Here is a 17,121-nt window from a genome sequence, read left to right as displayed (position 1 = left end):
AAATGGCTGCAAAGGCTCCTTTTTATTAATGCCAACCATGCAGATTTGCTAATTAACCCCGCTCCAATAACAGCCAGCTTGCTTTCAAAGCGCCGTGTGTGCATCGAAGGATTAATTCATGCCGGCCCGCTGCCGGCATTCCCAATAAAAACGGCCCGCAGGTCCGCCATTCGCCGGGCTCCGCCTTAAATGACGCTATCTGCTGGTTATCCAATTCCAGTTGCAGCTCTCCTCCTTGACCCGCTCCCTGAACCTCCACAGAAACCGTCACTTCCGTCATCCGCCGGCGATCCGCGATGTCTTCATGGAAGGAATAGCAATACCAATCGCCCTCAAGCAGCTTCAGGCAAAGCCATTCCTCCGGCTTCCATTCCTCTCCGCCTCCATGCGCAAACGTTGCGGTCTGCAGGCCGCCCTGCTTGAAGGCAATGAGAGAGTGGTCCCCTGCCCGAAAACCAGTAGCGGCAGATGAATTCCGTGGTTCTCTCCCCATTGTCCGATCGGCGTCTGACAGCTCATGGCGCGGTTCATCGTGCACATCATGTCCAGCTCCCTTGCGCTCTCCAACCCCGTAGCTGACGCCCTCACCCTTGTATCCGTAAAATACAGCCGGTATGCGAACGGGCGCACGTCTCAGAAGCGAACGGACAACCTCCGGCCTATAGACGCAATTTTCGAGTTTCATATTATGAAGGTATTGGTTCAGGATGGCTTCCGCCGTTTCGGCATCCGGCTGCTCTCCGCCCTGCAAAAATGCGGTCAGTAGCTCCCATTGCTCCGGTTTGTTTATAGAGCAGGGCGAGTTGGTGGTATCGAGTTTTTTCCATGTCCAGAAATTCCACGATATCTCGTGATCCTCGAACAGGCAAAACGCCCCCGCATACCAGTCCTTATTATTTTCGCCGCCTTCGCCCATAAAAATCGGCGCCTTCCATTTGTCCCGGCATGCCAAATAATGCGCAATGCTTTCCGTATCGGGATTGTTCCAATATTTGTGGAACTGCAGCAGCACATTCCCGTCTATGGGATCATTGCCGAATGCCTCCTCGAAAATCGACCAATCCGTGGACCAATGGACGCCTTCCAAAATGATCATATGCTCCTTGTCTACCTCGCGAATCGCCGCAATCATTTCCTTATACAGCGGCAAAACGCGATCGTTATAAGCCGAAAACCATTCCGGCAACGGCTCGTTCAGCAAATCGTACCCTGCGACGATCCATTCGTCCTTATACCTCTCGGCTAATATCCGCCAAAGCTCAACGGCCTCCCTGGAACGTTTTCCGTCAGTAAACAGCTCCGGATGGTCATACCGGGAGTCGTCGATATTGGTCCCTGTCTGCCCGCCCGGCGCGCCGTGCAAATCCAGAATGACATACAAGCGGTGACTCCTGCACCAATCAATGACACGGTCGATCAGCGCCAATCGCTCCCCATCAAATGTAAGATCCGATAAAGTCTCCTCCGCGTCCCGGCCTTTTGGCCCTTCGCCCGTCAGAAATCTGGCATTGATCGGAATCCGAACCGAGTTGAAGCCTTCCTCCGCTATGGCGGCAATGTCCTCTTCGATTATATAGCTGTTATAGTAGGCATCCCAAAATGCTTTCGCATTTTCCGCGCCGATCAGACGTTCCACCATAATTTCGATCCGCCGCGGGCGGTCGCCCTCCTGCGGGAAGCGCCACATATAACCTTCGGGCAAAAGCCAGCTGCCAAAGCCGACGCCCCGCAGCAAAACCGGTTCACCCCTCCCGTTGACCAGCCTGCAGCCGTCCGCCCGGAGAAAGCCATATACCTCCTTGTTCCTCTCCACATTCATGAATTCCTGATCCTCCCCGAAATGCAAGCTTTCAAGCGCCTTCCTTGCGTTTAAGAGCGTTTAAGATTTGATTGCGCCTTCCGAAATGCCGTGCAGAATATATTTTTGCAGAAGCAAATAAAGTAGGATGACCGGCAGCATAGCCAGCACAAGCGATGCCAGTATAGCGGACCAATCATTGTTGTATTCCCCAAACAGCATGTTGGTCGACAAGAGCAAGGTGTAGCTTTTGAAATCGGTCAAAACCAGCAGCGGGAGCAAAAAATCATTCCACATCCAGAGCGTATTCAAAATGGCAATTGTTGCCGTAATCGGCAGCAATAGCGGCAGGATGACGGCAAAATAAAGCTTGAACTCGCCGCATCCGTCAATGACCGCGGCTTCGTCTAGCTCCTTGGGCACCGACTTGACAAAGCCATGATACAGGAATATCGCTACAGCCACGCCAAGGCCGATATAGAGAAGACCAAGTCCAACAGCGCTGCCCTGCAGCTTCAAGCCGCTGCTGATTCTGACCAGCGTAATCATGATGGAATGAAACGGAATAAGGGTGGACATAACGAACAGGCCAAACAGAAATGCACTAAGTTTTCCCGGCGTCCGCGACAGCTTGTAGCCGGCCATCGATGCAAACAGGACGATGCCAGCAAGACCAGTGCCAGCTACAACAAACGTATTCCACAAGCTGCGAACATAATTCGTTTTGCGAAAAGCATCGGTATAATTGCCCCATTCCAGGGAGGCGGGAAGCGCCAAAATATTGCTCAGCATATCGCCTTGCGTTTTGACGGAATTCAGAAGCGCCATATAAATGGGAAACAGCGTAATGATTGCCGCAATAAGCAGGAACAGAAACATGCCGCCGGCGCCTATCCTTCGGAGCGCCGTTTGCCGGATTCCAATAGAAGCCGTCTGAAAGGATTTGGGGGAAATCATGCCCTCACCTCCCGGCGCTTCATAACCGCTAGCTGAACGATGGAAATGACCAGGACAATGCCAAACAGAATCATAGCTTTGGCGCTTGCATATCCATAGCGATTGGAGAAGCTGAACGCTTCCTCGAATATATTGATTGCAATAACCTGCGTGGACCGCCCCGGACCTCCGCCCGTCAGCGAATATACCGCATCAAACACCTTAAACGAACCGTTGAGCGTCAGAAAAACGCCGATTGTTAACGCCGGATAAATCATCGGCAGCGTAACGTTGCGGAATAAACTGAGCGCTCCCGCCCCATCTATCGCGGCCGCTTCCTTCAGCGTTTTTGGAACGCCTTGCAAAGCCGCAATATAGATGACCATCAAATAACCGACGCCGCCCCATAACGAAAGAGCAAGAATGGAAAAAAACGAATAACGGGGGTCTCCGATCCATGATTGATTCAGCAGGGACCATCCCAGCTTTTCTGCCCCATAAGGAAAAACCCGCGTAAAAATAAACATCCACATAAAACCGCCAATAATAAGACTTAACATATTAGGCATAAAAAAAATCGTTCGGAACCACACCTTGCTGCGCCCCATCGCTTCGATAAAAACAGCTAGCAGAATAGCCAGCAAATTTTGCAAAACCAGCATAAACACAACAAATTTCAGCGTAAACCAAAGCGACTTCAGAAAAAAGCGGTCTCCCATCGCTTCGACGTAATTGGATAACCCCACCATGCGATACGCCGGATTCAGCCCATTCCAGTCCGTCAGGCTGTACCAGATGCCCCCGATAGCGGGGGCAAGCGTAAAGACGCAATAAAACACCAGCGCGGGAAAAACAAACAGCAGCAGCATGGCAGACGGCTTCCACTTTCTAGTTGTCGGCATCTATCCTTCACTCCCGGTTGGCCGGACATCGTTTGCCCGCGTCATAATCAATTGCTCTTGACGGCGGTTTGCCATACTTTATCCAGCGCTGCGATGATGTCATCCTGGGTTACGTCCTTAATATAGTAGCTTTGGAGCAGCTTGGCCGTTTCGTCCGTAACGCCGTTGGGAAGCTTGAGATCCAGATAGGCTTTGCCTTGGGATACGTAGGAGCTCGCTTCGTTCACCCAAGGGAATACTTCATATTGATGGACGGTTGCAATAGGATTAAATTTCAATTCCTCAAACAAAGCGGAGGAATCCTTGTCGTCCAGAATATAATTGAGCAAATCCAGCGCCACATCCTTATTTTTGCTCGTTGGAGACAAAGCAAGCGACGTTGAGGTCGCCAGATTAATCATTGCATCCTCCGGATTGCTGCTGACGGGCAGCGGCGCAACGCCAAAGTCCATCTCGGGATTCACTTTTAATATCGTTTCTGCGTTCCAAGGGCCTTGTACCCACATAGCCGCCTTGCCATTGGCAAATTCTGCGGAGCCCGCTTCATTACCCGTCTCGAACGGCTTGTCAGTGCCATTCGCCATAATGATGTCGATAATATCGAATACCGATCTTACATCGGCGTAAGAAGCGCTGCCTTCATTCATCTTCTGAATCCAGTCCGGATGGGATGACGAAACGGTACCGCCAAGGGACAGCGCCATCATCAATTGCGGAATCCAGGATTCCTGAAACGCAAGCAGGAAAGGCTTTACGCCTGCGGCTTGCAGCTTTTCCGTTACAGCTTTCATTTCGTCCAGCGTTTGCGGAGGCGTCAAGCCTTGCTCTTTAAAAATGGTTTTATTGTACAAATATCCCCACGACAAGCTTTCAAGCGGAAGCGCCGCTACCTTGCCGTCGTATTTGACCGTCTCCGTCACCGCTTCATAAAGCTTGGCTACAAACGGCTGCCCGGTCAAATCCGCAACATATCCCGCGTCGTAGTAGGTCGGGATGTCATTGGCATGCAGGGTATAGAGATCAGGCGCGTCGCCCGACGATAACCGGGATTGCAGGATTTGCTTGGCCTGGTCCGCGTTGGGCATTTCCAGTTGGATCGTAACGTCGATATTTTTTTCCGCCAGCTGTTTTTCCTTAAACTGCGCGAAGTAACGCTCGAATTGATCCTTGAACCTCGGAAAGCTCATAAACACCTTCAGCTCGACTTTTTTAGGCGGCTCCGTGGCAGCCGCCTCTCCGCCGCTAGCGGATGAAGGCGAAGCGCTGCCTGATGGTCCGTTCTTGTTTGTTCCCGAGCTGCAAGCGGCCAGCACGGCGACCAGCATCGTCAGCGTCAGCAGCAGGTGAAGTGCTCTCTTCATTGTGAATTCCCCCCAAAAGTTAGTTACAGCTTCAGTATACCGAAGGGATAAAGCGCTTTCTTTTGAGGATTTTAATGTATGGCATTGTACTATATTGATGCTTTGCCGCCCTATTTGCGCAATTCTCCAGGCGTCACGCCAAAGTGCTTTTTGAACACCCTGTAAAAATAGGCGATATCCTCATATCCGGCCAGCTGCGCGGCATGTTTAATCGGCAGCCGCTCCTCCGCAATGAGAAAACGGGCTTTCTCCATCCGCTTGCGCAGAATATAATCTGACAAATTTTCACCCGTTCTGGACTTGAATAAACGGCTGAGATGCTCCCGGCTGACAAGAAATTGTCCCGCTACCGTTTCCAATGTGATGGATTCATGATAATGGGCATCAATATACCCCACTACATCCTCAAGCTCAAGCCTGCTGCGCGACAGGCGCAGCGCCAATAGCCCGTCGATCGCAGAGCGGTACAAGTCACGCATGGCGGTAACGACCTCTCCCGGACCGCCTTCTTTATGAAGCGTATCCGCCTTGCCGGGCCAGCCCTGCAGCAGGTGCTCCAGCGTCGTTTCCTGCTCCGACAGGAATTGCTCCAGCAGCAGCAGCAAATCGCTGGCAATCCGGGACAGGCCTTCGGCCTCCACGACGTTAAACTCCTTATCTCCAAGAGCTCTGGCAAAAGCTTCAAAGGAAGCCTCGACACGGTTTCTGTCCAAAGCGAGCAAGCTGGCGTATAGCCGGTCGCGAAAGCCGGAATAACGGGCCATTGCTTCTCCGCTCGAAAAAATCGGCGATCTGGGAAGGAGCTGTTTGTCGTGATTAAGCCTATAACCGAGTCCCTTCCTATCGTCCAGCTCTTCCTTGCATCTGCCCAAAGCCGCATTCAGCTCTTCGCCGTTAATGGGCTTAAGCAAATATTCCACAGCTTTGGAACGGATTGCGCCTTTCAGGTAGACGATATCGCTGTATCCGCTCATCACGATAATTTTCATCCTGGGGTGACTCTCATGTATGGCTTGCAGCAGATCTACGCCGTCAATGCCGGGCATTCTCATATCCGTCACAACGATGTCGGGCCGCCGCTCGCCAAGCTCCCGCAAGCCGGCTGTACCGTCCTCCGCTTCTCCCGACAGCACAAAGCCGAGGGTCTTCCAATTGACCAGCGCTTTTACTACTTCCCTCGACCATGGTTCGTCGTCCATAATAAACAAGCTATACATAGAAGTCCCCCTTGTTTTTCCCGTCGTCAACCATCGCGTCGGCTGCCGGCAGCGCAAGAACAACCAGCGTCCCTGCGTCTTTTTCGCTAAACAATCGGATTCCGTACCGCTTTCCATAAATAATCGCGAGCCGCCCGTGAACATTGGATAATCCAATACCACGTCTTCTGCCTAATCCATCGGATGGGGAGGAGGATATCGTTGACCGGCCTGTCGAAGCCAGCTCTCTGCGTAATTGAGCCAATCTCTCCCGCTCCATGCCGACACCGCCGTCTTTGACGATCAGAACAAGCCGTTTCCCGATTACCCTTGCCCTGATTTCCAGCCTCCATTCGCCTTGCTTTGCCTGAAGTCCATGCTCAAAGGCGTTTTCTACAATGGGCTGCAGCGTAAACTTTGGCATAGTAACCGCTCCCGCCCGTTCTTCCACAAGCAGCTTGACGGTGCACCGCCCCGCAAAGCGCTGCTCCTGAATGTACAAGTAATTGGACGTATGTTTCATCTCGTCGCTCAGCTGGACCGTTTGTTCTTGCTCCGAGCTGATGGAATAACGGAGCAGATCTCCCATAACATGCGTGACGCGGTAAATTTCCGGCGCGCCCTTTACCAATGCCATGCCGCCGATCATATGGAGCGTATTGTTAAGAAAATGGGGGTTGATCTGAGCCTGCAAAGCGATCAATTGCGCGTTTTTCAGATCGATTTCACGCTGGTATTCGTTTTCGATCAGAGCCTTCATTCGCGCCATCATAAAATTGTAGCCGACTTCAAGCAGCCCAATCTCATCTTTGCTCTGCACAGCCTTCATCTCAAAATCGTGTATATGCGCCTTCCTCATCGTTTTGGCAAGACTTACGATCGGCCGGCTAATACGTAACGATACAACGATGGACAAAATAATGGAGATAACTGCAAAAAGCACACCCGTCCATATGCCGGCCATCATCGTTTTTCTGGCGATGGCATCGATTGTTGCAGCCGGTATAGCTTTGACAATATGCAGTTGCCCGCCGCCAACCAGCTTTGCAAAGGCATAATAGTTATCGGTTCGTATAAACCTGACATCCGGCGACTCCGGCTTTATGTCTTCCAGAACCGCAATTAATCCTTCATCCTCCGGCAATGGCGAAGAGCCCGGAAGCAGCTCTCCCTCATCGTTGATGAGGAAGATCGAGCTTTCTGGCTCCGATTGCAATAAGGAGGCGGCTTGCCCCCACACTTTATCGTCGATGCGCACGGCTATGCCGCCGATCAGCTCCTGCCCTTGAAATTCATTCATGGAGTGGTATGCGCTTAACATTCCTCCGGATGACTTGAAATATAAGCCAATCGGCTGTTTTTGTATACGGCTCCACGGTCCGTCCTCAATTTCAAGCGAGTGGTTCATTCCGCTGTTAGCATAATTAACGGAATACGCCCTTCCCGTGGCATGGATATACAGCGTCAGATTGTCGATTTTTCGGGAGAACGAATAATAAGCCGTGTTCATAGCCGCAAACAACGTATTTTGCAGCCGGAAACGCTCCTCCGCATCCAGTTCGTCTACCCTCGCGAGCTCGCCCACCAAATCTGACCGGATATGAAGCGCATAAAACAGCGTATCAATCTGTTGAATCAACTCGTCCACATATTGGCTTGCCCACATCATTCTGGACTTGTTGGCGCCGATCATTTCCGTCTCCACGGAACTTCTCGTATTATTCGTTGCCTGCCAGGTCACTGTAATGACCGGAAGCGTTGTTAGCGCGATCATAAGCACCATCAGCCGGAAGCGGATGCTGATTGATTTCAGCGGCATAGGTTCCTCCTGCTCCCGGCTCTCCGGGTCTTTCTAATGTTAATTCGACTGGATGCAGGAGTTCTCCTGCGAGCTGGCTTAGTTGGCCGGAATAAGCTCAAACCCGTCAAACGCTGACCAATTGCCCGCTTTGGCATCCGACCATACGCCAATTTCCAGCATGCCGTCCGTCACTAGAATCCGGTCGATTGAGTACGTTTTCCAATACTCCGAAGCCGCGCTTGTTACCGCCGCGCGCTTCTCAAAGCCAGCTGTTTTTGCGTACAGATGAAGTGCGTTTTGGCCGCCTCCCGTTCTCGCTTTCACGCTGAGCCGGTATAGCCCGTTTGGAACATTAACGGTCTGTCGCGTTAACTGGCGATACGGGACGGACGCCCAATGTGTCAGCTTGCGCGTTCCATCATAAGGCTGATCGGTATCGACGCTTTGCGCAAGCAAGCCGTCGTTCCATTCGTTCCAGCCCGATGTATCCCCCGTTTCGAATCCCGGATTGAGAAGAAGATTGCTTGAAGGAGCAGCAGCCGGAATCAGCTCCAGCCAGTTGGCGTTCCATCCTCCGCCAAGCGCCGTGAGGCGCAGCGTTTGCGCGCCGGCTGCCAGTGTTACGGTACCCTGAACGGTCGTCCAGGACTGCCAGCCGCTTGTGCCGGGGACGCTTATCGTCGCCAGCGAAGTCCCGCCTGAGCTGACGCCAATACCATTTGGCGCTCCCCCGCCAATGCCGCTCGCTACGCGCAATCTCAGCTTGTATGTGCCTGCGGATGGAGCCAGCACCCGATATTCCATCCAATCGCCAGTTTCAATAAACCCAACGTTCAGGCCGCCCCCGGCATCACTCGATGGCTCCGACAGGACGCCAAACGAAGCGTTGTAGTTTTCAGCTTCGATCATGCCAGGCAGCTCCCGCACTCCGCCCGATAAAGCATTAAGGCCATAGCCAATCGGAAACAATGGCGTATATCCGCTATCTTTATAGGTCAGCGGGATTTGGGTCATGTCTCGAGGCCAGGTAAAGGGCAGCTTGCCCGTAAAATCATAATCGCCAAAAAGCACATCTGCTATCCCCGCTCCCTCCGTACCTGGAAGCCAGGCAGCCACAAACGCCTCCCAATCCGGAAGCATGCCGCTAATCGTCATGGGACGACCGGATAGAAGAACAACTGTCATGGGTACACCGCTTGCCGCCACATTAGCCAATACCGCCTGATCGGCGGCGCTTAGGTCTAGGTTGGGACGCGGCTGGCCGGGCCCGACATCTCCCATCATTTCCGCTGACGGGTCTTCTCCCACAACTACAATAGCCGCGTCATGCCCGGCGGCGCCTGAGCCGTTAGAGGAATAAGTGATGTTAGCGGGATTGGCCGCAGCAGCCTGTATCCCTTGCAGAATCGTAGTTCCCGGCGTAATCGCCCCGGATGAGCCTTGCCAGCTGATCGTCCATCCGCCGGACTGCGTGCCTATATCATTCGCTTTTGAACCTGCAACAAATAGTTTGGCGTTTTTGGACAAAGGCAGCAGCTTGCCTTCATTTTTGAGCAAAACGGCGGATTTGCGAACCGCCTCGCGGGCCAGAGCTCTATGCTGCGTTCCGCCAAACGAACCGTCGGTGAGAAGAGAAGGATCGCTATACGGCGCTTCAAACAATCCCGCTTGAAACTTGACCCTGAGAATACGCGAGACTGCATCGTTAATGCGCGTCTGACTCACCTGCCCGCTGTTGACGAGCGCGGTCAATGTTGGAATGAACTGTGACCAGTTGTCCGGTTCCATAAACATGTCAATACCCGCGTTAACCGTCGCTTTGAGCGCATCGGAGTAGTTGGGGTATACTCCCTGATTGACCAGCGAATAAGCTCCGTTCCAATCTGATACGACAATGCCGTCAAAACCTAACCCCTGCTTCAGCATAGTTGTAATCAGATGAGAGCTGGCGTGCATTTTGGCGCCATTCCAAGTCGTCAGCGAAATCATGACTGAACGGGCTCCCGCTTGTATAGCTTCTCTATATGGCTGAATGAAGGGATCAAGCTGGCTTTCAGACAACGTTATATTTCCTTGGTCGTCTCCCGCCGTTGTGTTGCCATCGCCTAGCCAATGCTTGACGGTGCCAACGGCCTTGGTCCCTTTCAAAAAACCGGCATCGCCAGGCAGCCCCTGTAATCCTTCCACATATGCCGTGCCCAGCCGTGAAACAATGGTGGGATCTTCGGAATAACCTTCATAGGTTCTCCCCCAGCGAATATCCTGCGGCGCGCACAAGCAAGGAGCAAAGTCCCACTGGATTCCGGTTGCTCTGATTTCCTTCGCGGTTGCCGCGCCGATTCTTCGCGTCAGCGATTCATCGTTTGCCGCCCCCAGTCCTACATTATGCGGAAAAATAGTTGCCCCATAGACGTTGTTATGTCCGTGCACGGCATCCACGCCGTACAAAATCGGGATGCCAAGTCGCGTTCCCATTGCCGCTGCCTGGTATCCGTTCACCATTGACGCCCAGGCTTCCTTTGTATTGGGGACAGGATTGGAGCCTCCTCCGCTTAATACGGAGCCGATAAAATTGCTCCCTACTTGGCCAGGGCTGGCGGCAAGCCGCTCAACCTGGAGCATCTGCCCGATTTTTTCCTGCAGAGTCATGCGGCCAAGCAAGTCCGATACGCGCTGCTCCACGCCAAGCGCGGGATTCTGGTAATCGTTCGCAAACGCCTTGTCGGGCAAAACGGCCATTGTCGTCAGCATAAACAATGCCGTGACGCCAGAGATCCATTTTCTAAAAGACAGCTTTACGCCCATGTTCACCCCTCCTACTCAAATACGCGAAAGTCGCTGATCGACCACCAGTTTGGCGAAGCTTTCTTAAGCGTTACCCGGATATAACGGGCTTCCGTGATGGGGAAATTCGCCGAAATCGTAGCCGAGCGCCCTTCACCGCTTGCTACGCTTCTCCAATTGGAGCCATTTGAAGAAACTTCAATGACGTAGCCGCTTGCAAAATCGCTTGTGCTTGCTCCGGACTCCATAACGATATGATTGAACCACCGGTTTGCTCCCATATCCACCTGGAATATCTGGCCTTCAGCCTGTGCTGCGCCGCTGCTCCATCTCGTCGTTTCGCTGGCATCCAGAGCATTCGCCGGATTGCTTCCGGCTTCGCTATGCGATGACGACGCTGTCCAGCCTGTCCGCGACAGCTCCTTTTCCCCATAAATCTGAAGGTCGGCAATGGACCACCAGCTGCTTGCCGTTCCCGTCTGCACCACGCGAAGATGACGAGCGGTTTGTACCGGGAATTGAATCAGCAGGTTTGTATTTCCGTTAGCGCCGGACGCAACCGTCGTCCAATTCGTCCCGTCGGCGGATACCTGAATCTGGTAGCCGCGCGGATAATCGCTTGAAGATGCTCCCGTTTCCAGCAGCAAGCGGTTGAAGGTCTGCGCTTTGCCCATATCCACGGCATAAAATTGACCATCGCTCTGAGGCGCTCCGCTGCTCCAGCGCGTTGTTAAGCTGCCGTCAAGCGGCCCTGCTGTTGAATCGCCAGCCCCCGTTCCGGACGCGCTGGCCGTCCAGCCGCTCCGATCAAGCGAAGGCTCGGAGTAAACGTGGAATTCCGAGATGGACCACCATTCATGCGAAAAGCCCGTTCCCGTAATCCGAATGTATTGGGCATATTGAGGGCCAAGCACGATTGCTTGCTTCCAGCCAAAGCCTTGGCCGGATGCTACGGTCGTCCAGCTTGCGCCGTCATTGGAGATCTGTACCTGATAGCCCCGCGGGTAATCCCACTTGTTTGAGGTTCCCGTCTCGAAGGAAACCTGGTCAAACGCTTTTCTTGCGCCCATGTCAACCTGGAACCATTGTCCCGCAGCCTGGGGCGTACCGCTGCTCCAACGGGTGGCGGGATTCCAGTCCAAAGCGTTCATGGGTGAACCTCCGGGCTCCGTCGATGATGCCGTTGCCGTCCAGCCGCTTTTGTCGATCGGAACGGTTGCCATCCAGGGCTGGCCGGCAGCAAATCGGCTTACCACATCAATAAACCGCGTGTTGGCCGCAAATTGCGAGGTGCCGAATTGGCTCAGCTTGGCCGCAATTGTCGCAGAAGCATCGTTGTTAATGATCGGCAACGGATTATGGTTAGAATTGTAGAAGCCCCAATAGCCGCCTGCTCCTTGGTATTGATCCTGCCGCACTTTATACGACCAGTTCGTCCATGAAATGTTTAAAGCATTTAAGCCCGACATAAACTTGGCCCAAACGTCATCGTAATGATACAACGAATATTCACCCAGCAAAATCGGAACATTCCAGTTGGGATCGTTTTGGATGGCTCCAACCTGCGCTACAGTAGATTCAACAAGCGTGTTTTGCGCATCCGCATCCTTCCCATTTGGCATATCGTAGGGATGAACCTCGTAAACTACGTTTTCCCAACCGTAAATCGCCGGCGCATAAATGCTGCTCCAGTTAAAAAATGCGGCGAGATAAATAGTATGGTCGGGATCAATCGCCCTAACCGCATCGTATAGCCGGTCATAATACGCGCTTTTTTGAGCAACGTCGTCGGCATCCTCTGAATAATCGATCAGAGGTTCGTTAATGAGGTCGTAACCCGCGATTGCCGGGTTGCCGACATAACGGGATGCGATTGCCCTCCAAATATCAACGACCATATCCTGATAGGCTTGCGTAGTCCAAAACGCATTTGGATTGGGGCCGACGCGCCCGCAGCTGCCCCAAGGACAACCTCCGCCCGGAACGGTGTGCAGATCAAGCAGCACATACATATTTCTCTCAGCCGCTTCTGTGACGATCCAATCGATATTGGTCCAGGCATCCGGCTTTATCGCACCGCTTTCGTCCATAATCTCAAACCAGGCGATGGGCACCCTTATCACGTTCATGCCCATATTTTTAATCATGTCGAGATCGCTCTCCACGATCCATGTATTCTGATGCGTCGTATACAGACTTTCTCGTGTAGAGGCTCCAAACCGCTGTCCTAGTGTAGAATACAGGGAATAGTCATCATTGTTCAGACTAATGTTTAATTCCCCGATTGACCACCAGTTGCCTGCGCTGCCTGTCTGGTTGATGCGAATGTATCTGGCTCCCACTGCGGGGAAATTGATAGGCGTTGCTTTGCGCAATCCTTGCCCGGTGGCGACTGTTGTCCATGTACTTCCATTTTGCGAAACCTGGACGGTATATCCCCGCGGATAATCCTGTTCCTGACCCGAATTTTTGTCCGTGTCTAGCACGATTTGGTTAAAGGTAGCCTTCGAGCCTAAATCGATCTGAAACCATTGCCCGTTTGCTTGAGCAGCGCCGGTCGTCCACACGGTTCCCGGATTGCCGTCTCTTACATTTGCAGGAGCTGAGCCAGCTGCGCTGGACGATGCGCTTAACGTCCATCCGCTCCGCTCCAGACTGCCACCGGAGTACACGGCCACATCGGCGATCGACCACCAGTTGGAGCTGCTTCCCGTTTGCACGATTCTGATTTCCGACATCCAGTAGGACCACCAAAACTCTGCATGGATGAATCGGGAAGTGCCGGTTCCGCTTGCATATTTAGTCCATACGCCGTCCGTTAATCCCCAAGCCTCGTAGCCTCTGGCATAATCATTAGCTGATGCCGCGCCGGCATCGATTAATATTCGGCTAACCTCTCTGTTACCGCCCAGATTCATTGTGAAGGTTTGCCCGTTTGTTTGTGCCGCGCCGCTTGTCCATCTTGTATTAACATTTCCGTCCACAGCAGCATTCGCCGTTGTGCCGGCTCCCGAAGCAAAGGAGGAAGCCGTAAAGGAACCATTATTCAGGACGGGATCGTTAAAAAGATTAAATTCCGCCACTGACCACCAGCTGGATGCCGTTCCCGTCTGGCTTATGCGCACATATTGAGCGGCCTGCGGTATGGTGCGAATTACCGTATTGGCCGTGACAGAAGCTCCGCTGGCGATATTTCGCCAAGTAGCACCATCATTGGATGCTTCGACGACAAAACCTCTCGGATAATCGCCCGTCCTGCCTCCCGCATCAACATAGATCCGGTTAAACAACGTTGGCGCACCCAAATTAATTTGCAGCCATTGCCCGCTCGTTTGATTGGCCCCGCTATCCCAATATGTCGTATTGCTTCCATCAAGTACATTGCCCGCATTTGCTCCATTTGCTGATGCAGTCACGGTCCATCCCGTGCGGTCGGCCGCAAATTCGCCTAATGGCGACATCCAGTACTCTTGAGCCAGCCAGCCTCCGACGTTAGTACCGCGCAGTGTTACAATTTCTCCCGTTCCGCTATTATTTTTGATAAACAGTCCATCCGTCTTCAAAAAATCCGCCGGACCGATAGCGGCATCCGCCCGTTGCGCCGGACCGGCAAGCAGAATAGCTTGCCCAAGCAGCGCCAATATAGCCAGTCCTATTACAAACCTCCCTGCCCTTGACTGAATTCCCTTAGTCCCCATGCTCAACCATCTCCCTTTTCCAAAATGATTCATAAGTTTGATAGCGCTTACATATTTCACCATAAGTATACGTGATCAACGAGCAGGGCTCATTCTATTCTATTAACCTGTGTCATTGTATTTTATTGATAGACTCAAAAAAACTGCCTGCTAAACATGCAGCGATTCATGTTTAGCAAACAGCCGAAAACGTTGAAGAGAAGACTTTTATTGAGCTCAAGGAAATATTCCCATGCCTCCGGGGAGTTCTTCCGCAACCAGCTCATCCAGACTGCGGAAGGTATACCCCTGCTCTCTGGCTTTATCGATGATGCTGCCCAAAGCCTGCGCATTGTCCCGGGAAACGGAATGAAGAAGCAAAATCGCTCCGGGATGCAGCTGTTTCATGACTTGCTCAAAAGCATAACCGGCCCCCCTCTGCGCATTGACATCCCAATCCTTGTACGCAATGGACCAAAATACGCTTCTGTAGCCCAGCTTACGGCTTGCTGCAAGAACGCGCTCATTAAAAATGCCCCTCGGGGGTCTTAAATACTGCATCTTTTTCTGCCCGGTAATGCGCTGAACCTGCTCATCAACCCGATCAAGCTCGGAAGCAATTTGAGTCTCGTTCAACTGCGACATATCGGGATGGCTCCAGGAATGATTGCCTACGATATGCCCTTCGTCCACCATGCGCTTTAATAATTGGGGCTCTTCTTTAACATAATGACCCGTTACAAAAAAGGCTGCGGGCACCTGCTTGGCCTTCAATACGTCCAGAATAGCCGCTGTCAATCCATTTTCATACCCGTTATCAAAAGTCAGGTACAAGTCCTTGCGTTCCGTATTCCCCAGAAATAACGAATCATGTTTATTCAAAATCTCTTTGAAGCCTTCTTCATCAATCGACGGCAGCTTGCCGTTTACACTTTTTTTGAAGCCAAAATGAAATGCAGACGGTTGATTGCCGCTCTGAACAGTAGCCCCCTTAGCTGTAATTGCCTCAGGCAGAGCATGAATCAACCCTGCTGCTGTAAATAATACAGCAGTTAATAATACGGCGATAGCGCCGGATTTTATCCTCATTTTCAAACAAGACCCCTTTCCCCAATCATCATTTCATTTGTCTCGGGTTCGATCCTTCCGTATGCCTACTATTCCCTGCCTTCTTGGACGCTATGCAGCTTTTTAATTCTCTGCATAAACTTTTAACATGCGCCTTTCTGCGAATTTGCGGCCTTACTGACAAGTAACCGGACCTTTTATCGAGACACGATTATTCAAAAAGGTAACTTTGGTATTACCTCATTAAGTCTGCTACAATACAGTTAAGGCCTCCCTCGGAGGCCTCTTATCTTACTATCGGGAGGAATTCAATATGAGTAATCAAACGGGAATCGTCTTCCATGGCGGCCGGCAGCATCCAGGGGGTGAAATCTACTATGAGCCATAGTAAACAGGAAAAGGCAGATAGGGGAGCTTACCATCTCCAGCTTCTGCGTCTTCGCGAGGAAAAGCTCTTATTTTTAAACGCCCATTTTCCAGAATACGATAACAAACGGGCAAATGCGGATAAGATGCTAGATGCCTATACGGATGCACTGGATGAATTGTTGCGTTCAGGCGAAGAGCCGCAAAACGTCGTTCTTATTGGCAGCAGCGTAACGGTGACATACACGGAGGAAAATATGACAGATACTTTTGTCATCGTTTTTCCTGATGAAGCCGATCCTGAGCAAAATCGCATTTCTTTTTTATCGCCCATTGCGGAAAAATTGCTCTTAAGGACATGGGGCGATGTTATCCCCGTTGAAACGCCAATGGATGTATTTCATGTACGCATCGACCGAATCACAGTCCCCGTAACTGCTTAAGTGGAGTGATACCTTAGAAAGCGAAGCAGAGGCAGACAATAAAATACCCCCGCATTCTTTAATTGCGAATGCGGGGGCACAAAAAAAAGCTGCTATTATACTGGCAGCTTTATTAAGTATGCATTGAATGGTCGGGATGACACGATTTGAACATGCGACCCCCTGGTCCCAAACCAGGTGCTCTACCAAGCTGAGCTACATCCCGTAAAACTTATGGAGCGGAAGACGGGAATCGAACCCGCGACCCTCGCCTTGGCAAGGCGATGCTCTACCGCTGAGCCACTTCCGCAAAATGGTGCCGTCGAGAGGACTTGAACCCCCAACCTACTGATTACAAGTCAGTTGCTCTACCAGTTGAGCTACAACGGCATTGGTGACCCGTAGGGGATTCGAACCCCTGTTACCTCCGTGAAAGGGAGGTGTCTTAACCCCTTGACCAACGGGCCTTGATTATAAAACGGAGAAGGAGGGATTCGAACCCTCGCACCACTTACGCAGTCTAACCCCTTAGCAGAGGGTCCCCTTGAGCCACTTGGGTACTTCTCCATGACTGGCTCCCCGAACAGGACTCGAACCTGTGACAACTCGATTAACAGTCGAGTGCTCTACCGACTGAGCTATCAGGGAATATGTATAAAACCAAGGTTTTTGTACCTTGAAAACCGGATACGAAAGAATGCTTAACGTTACTTTAGCTGGTTGCTTGATGTCTGTATGAACAATCAAGCGAATAGGATAAGCCCTCGACCGATTAGTATTCGTCAGCTCCACACATTGCTGTGCTTCCAC

Annotated in this window: 10 protein-coding genes and 6 tRNA genes; 1 reads left to right on the top strand and 15 read right to left on the bottom strand. The window is 51.9% G+C overall.

What is annotated here, in order from left to right:
* Positions 1-52: 52 nt before the first annotated feature.
* The 9 genes from A7K91_RS09165 to pdaA all read right to left on the bottom strand — a co-directional run bounded on the left by A7K91_RS09165 (position 53) and on the right by pdaA (position 15,544).
* Positions 53-1,819 (bottom strand): glycoside hydrolase family 5 protein, encoded by a 1,767-nt coding sequence (locus tag A7K91_RS09165; RefSeq protein WP_068681906.1) that lies wholly within the window; start codon positions 1,817-1,819, stop codon positions 53-55.
* A gap of 60 nt (positions 1,820-1,879) precedes the next feature.
* Positions 1,880-2,677: a carbohydrate ABC transporter permease gene (locus A7K91_RS09160; protein WP_068682149.1), complete on the bottom strand. Its 798-nt coding sequence runs from the start codon at positions 2,675-2,677 to the stop codon at positions 1,880-1,882.
* Positions 2,678-2,751: 74 nt separating this feature from the next.
* A complete protein-coding gene (locus A7K91_RS09155; RefSeq protein WP_068681904.1) occupies positions 2,752-3,636 on the bottom strand; it encodes a carbohydrate ABC transporter permease in 885 nt (294 codons plus the stop codon).
* 47 nt (positions 3,637-3,683) lie between these two features.
* Positions 3,684-4,997, bottom strand: a complete 1,314-nt coding sequence (locus A7K91_RS09150; RefSeq protein ID WP_068681902.1) for an ABC transporter substrate-binding protein — start codon at positions 4,995-4,997, stop codon at positions 3,684-3,686.
* A 110-nt stretch (positions 4,998-5,107) separates the two neighbouring features.
* On the bottom strand, positions 5,108-6,214 hold the full coding sequence (locus A7K91_RS26380; RefSeq protein WP_068681900.1) for a response regulator transcription factor: 1,107 nt from the start codon (positions 6,212-6,214) through the stop codon (positions 5,108-5,110).
* Positions 6,207-8,012, bottom strand: coding sequence for a sensor histidine kinase (locus A7K91_RS09140; RefSeq protein WP_068681898.1), 1,806 nt, complete (start codon positions 8,010-8,012; stop codon positions 6,207-6,209). The genes A7K91_RS26380 and A7K91_RS09140 overlap by 8 nt, the downstream gene beginning before the upstream one ends.
* A 78-nt stretch (positions 8,013-8,090) precedes the next feature.
* Positions 8,091-10,799: a glycoside hydrolase family 3 N-terminal domain-containing protein gene (locus tag A7K91_RS09135; RefSeq protein WP_068681896.1), complete on the bottom strand. Its 2,709-nt coding sequence runs from the start codon at positions 10,797-10,799 to the stop codon at positions 8,091-8,093.
* 11 nt (positions 10,800-10,810) lie between these two features.
* Positions 10,811-14,476 (bottom strand): discoidin domain-containing protein, encoded by a 3,666-nt coding sequence (locus A7K91_RS09130; RefSeq protein WP_068681894.1) that lies wholly within the window; start codon positions 14,474-14,476, stop codon positions 10,811-10,813.
* A gap of 216 nt (positions 14,477-14,692) precedes the next feature.
* The gene (gene pdaA, locus A7K91_RS09125; protein WP_082967327.1) at positions 14,693-15,544 is read right to left on the bottom strand and encodes a delta-lactam-biosynthetic de-N-acetylase; all 852 of its coding nucleotides are present in this window, start codon (positions 15,542-15,544) and stop codon (positions 14,693-14,695) included.
* Between the two features lie 356 nt (positions 15,545-15,900).
* On the opposite strand from pdaA, the gene A7K91_RS09120 reads away from it, so the two are divergent.
* Positions 15,901-16,332: a GreA/GreB family elongation factor gene (locus A7K91_RS09120; protein WP_068681892.1), complete on the top strand. Its 432-nt coding sequence runs from the start codon at positions 15,901-15,903 to the stop codon at positions 16,330-16,332.
* 128 nt (positions 16,333-16,460) lie between these two features.
* Here A7K91_RS09120 and A7K91_RS09115 read toward each other — a convergent pair.
* The 6 genes from A7K91_RS09115 to A7K91_RS09090 all read right to left on the bottom strand — a co-directional run bounded on the left by A7K91_RS09115 (position 16,461) and on the right by A7K91_RS09090 (position 16,959).
* Positions 16,461-16,537 (bottom strand) — tRNA-Pro (locus A7K91_RS09115).
* A gap of 9 nt (positions 16,538-16,546) precedes the next feature.
* Positions 16,547-16,621: transfer RNA gene (locus tag A7K91_RS09110), tRNA-Gly, on the bottom strand.
* A gap of 4 nt (positions 16,622-16,625) precedes the next feature.
* Positions 16,626-16,701: transfer RNA gene (locus tag A7K91_RS09105), tRNA-Thr, on the bottom strand.
* Between the two features lie 2 nt (positions 16,702-16,703).
* Positions 16,704-16,778: transfer RNA gene (locus A7K91_RS09100), tRNA-Glu, on the bottom strand.
* A 12-nt stretch (positions 16,779-16,790) separates the two neighbouring features.
* Positions 16,791-16,878 (bottom strand) — tRNA-Ser (locus A7K91_RS09095).
* Between the two features lie 5 nt (positions 16,879-16,883).
* Positions 16,884-16,959: transfer RNA gene (locus A7K91_RS09090), tRNA-Asn, on the bottom strand.
* Between the last annotated feature and the right edge of the window lie 162 nt (positions 16,960-17,121).

Origin of the sequence: Paenibacillus oryzae (assembly GCF_001675045.1) — a bacterium.
GTDB classification, from domain to species: domain Bacteria; phylum Bacillota; class Bacilli; order Paenibacillales; family Paenibacillaceae; genus Pristimantibacillus; species Pristimantibacillus oryzae.
The sequence above is the reverse complement of the archived record's forward strand: the minus strand, read 5'-3'. Positions and strand labels throughout refer to the sequence as shown.

Coding starts and splice junctions, on each gene's coding strand:
- A7K91_RS09165 (WP_068681906.1), bottom strand. CDS start 1,819: ATGAATGTGGAGAGGAACAAGGAGGTATATGGCTTTCTCCGGGCGGAC.
- A7K91_RS09160 (WP_068682149.1), bottom strand. CDS start 2,677: ATGTTTCTGTTCCTGCTTATTGCGGCAATCATTACGCTGTTTCCCATT.
- A7K91_RS09155 (WP_068681904.1), bottom strand. CDS start 3,636: ATGCCGACAACTAGAAAGTGGAAGCCGTCTGCCATGCTGCTGCTGTTT.
- A7K91_RS09150 (WP_068681902.1), bottom strand. CDS start 4,997: ATGAAGAGAGCACTTCACCTGCTGCTGACGCTGACGATGCTGGTCGCC.
- A7K91_RS26380 (WP_068681900.1), bottom strand. CDS start 6,214: ATGTATAGCTTGTTTATTATGGACGACGAACCATGGTCGAGGGAAGTA.
- A7K91_RS09140 (WP_068681898.1), bottom strand. CDS start 8,012: ATGCCGCTGAAATCAATCAGCATCCGCTTCCGGCTGATGGTGCTTATG.
- A7K91_RS09135 (WP_068681896.1), bottom strand. CDS start 10,799: ATGGGCGTAAAGCTGTCTTTTAGAAAATGGATCTCTGGCGTCACGGCA.
- A7K91_RS09130 (WP_068681894.1), bottom strand. CDS start 14,476: ATGGGGACTAAGGGAATTCAGTCAAGGGCAGGGAGGTTTGTAATAGGA.
- pdaA (WP_082967327.1), bottom strand. CDS start 15,544: ATGAGGATAAAATCCGGCGCTATCGCCGTATTATTAACTGCTGTATTA.
- A7K91_RS09120 (WP_068681892.1), top strand. CDS start 15,901: ATGAGCCATAGTAAACAGGAAAAGGCAGATAGGGGAGCTTACCATCTC.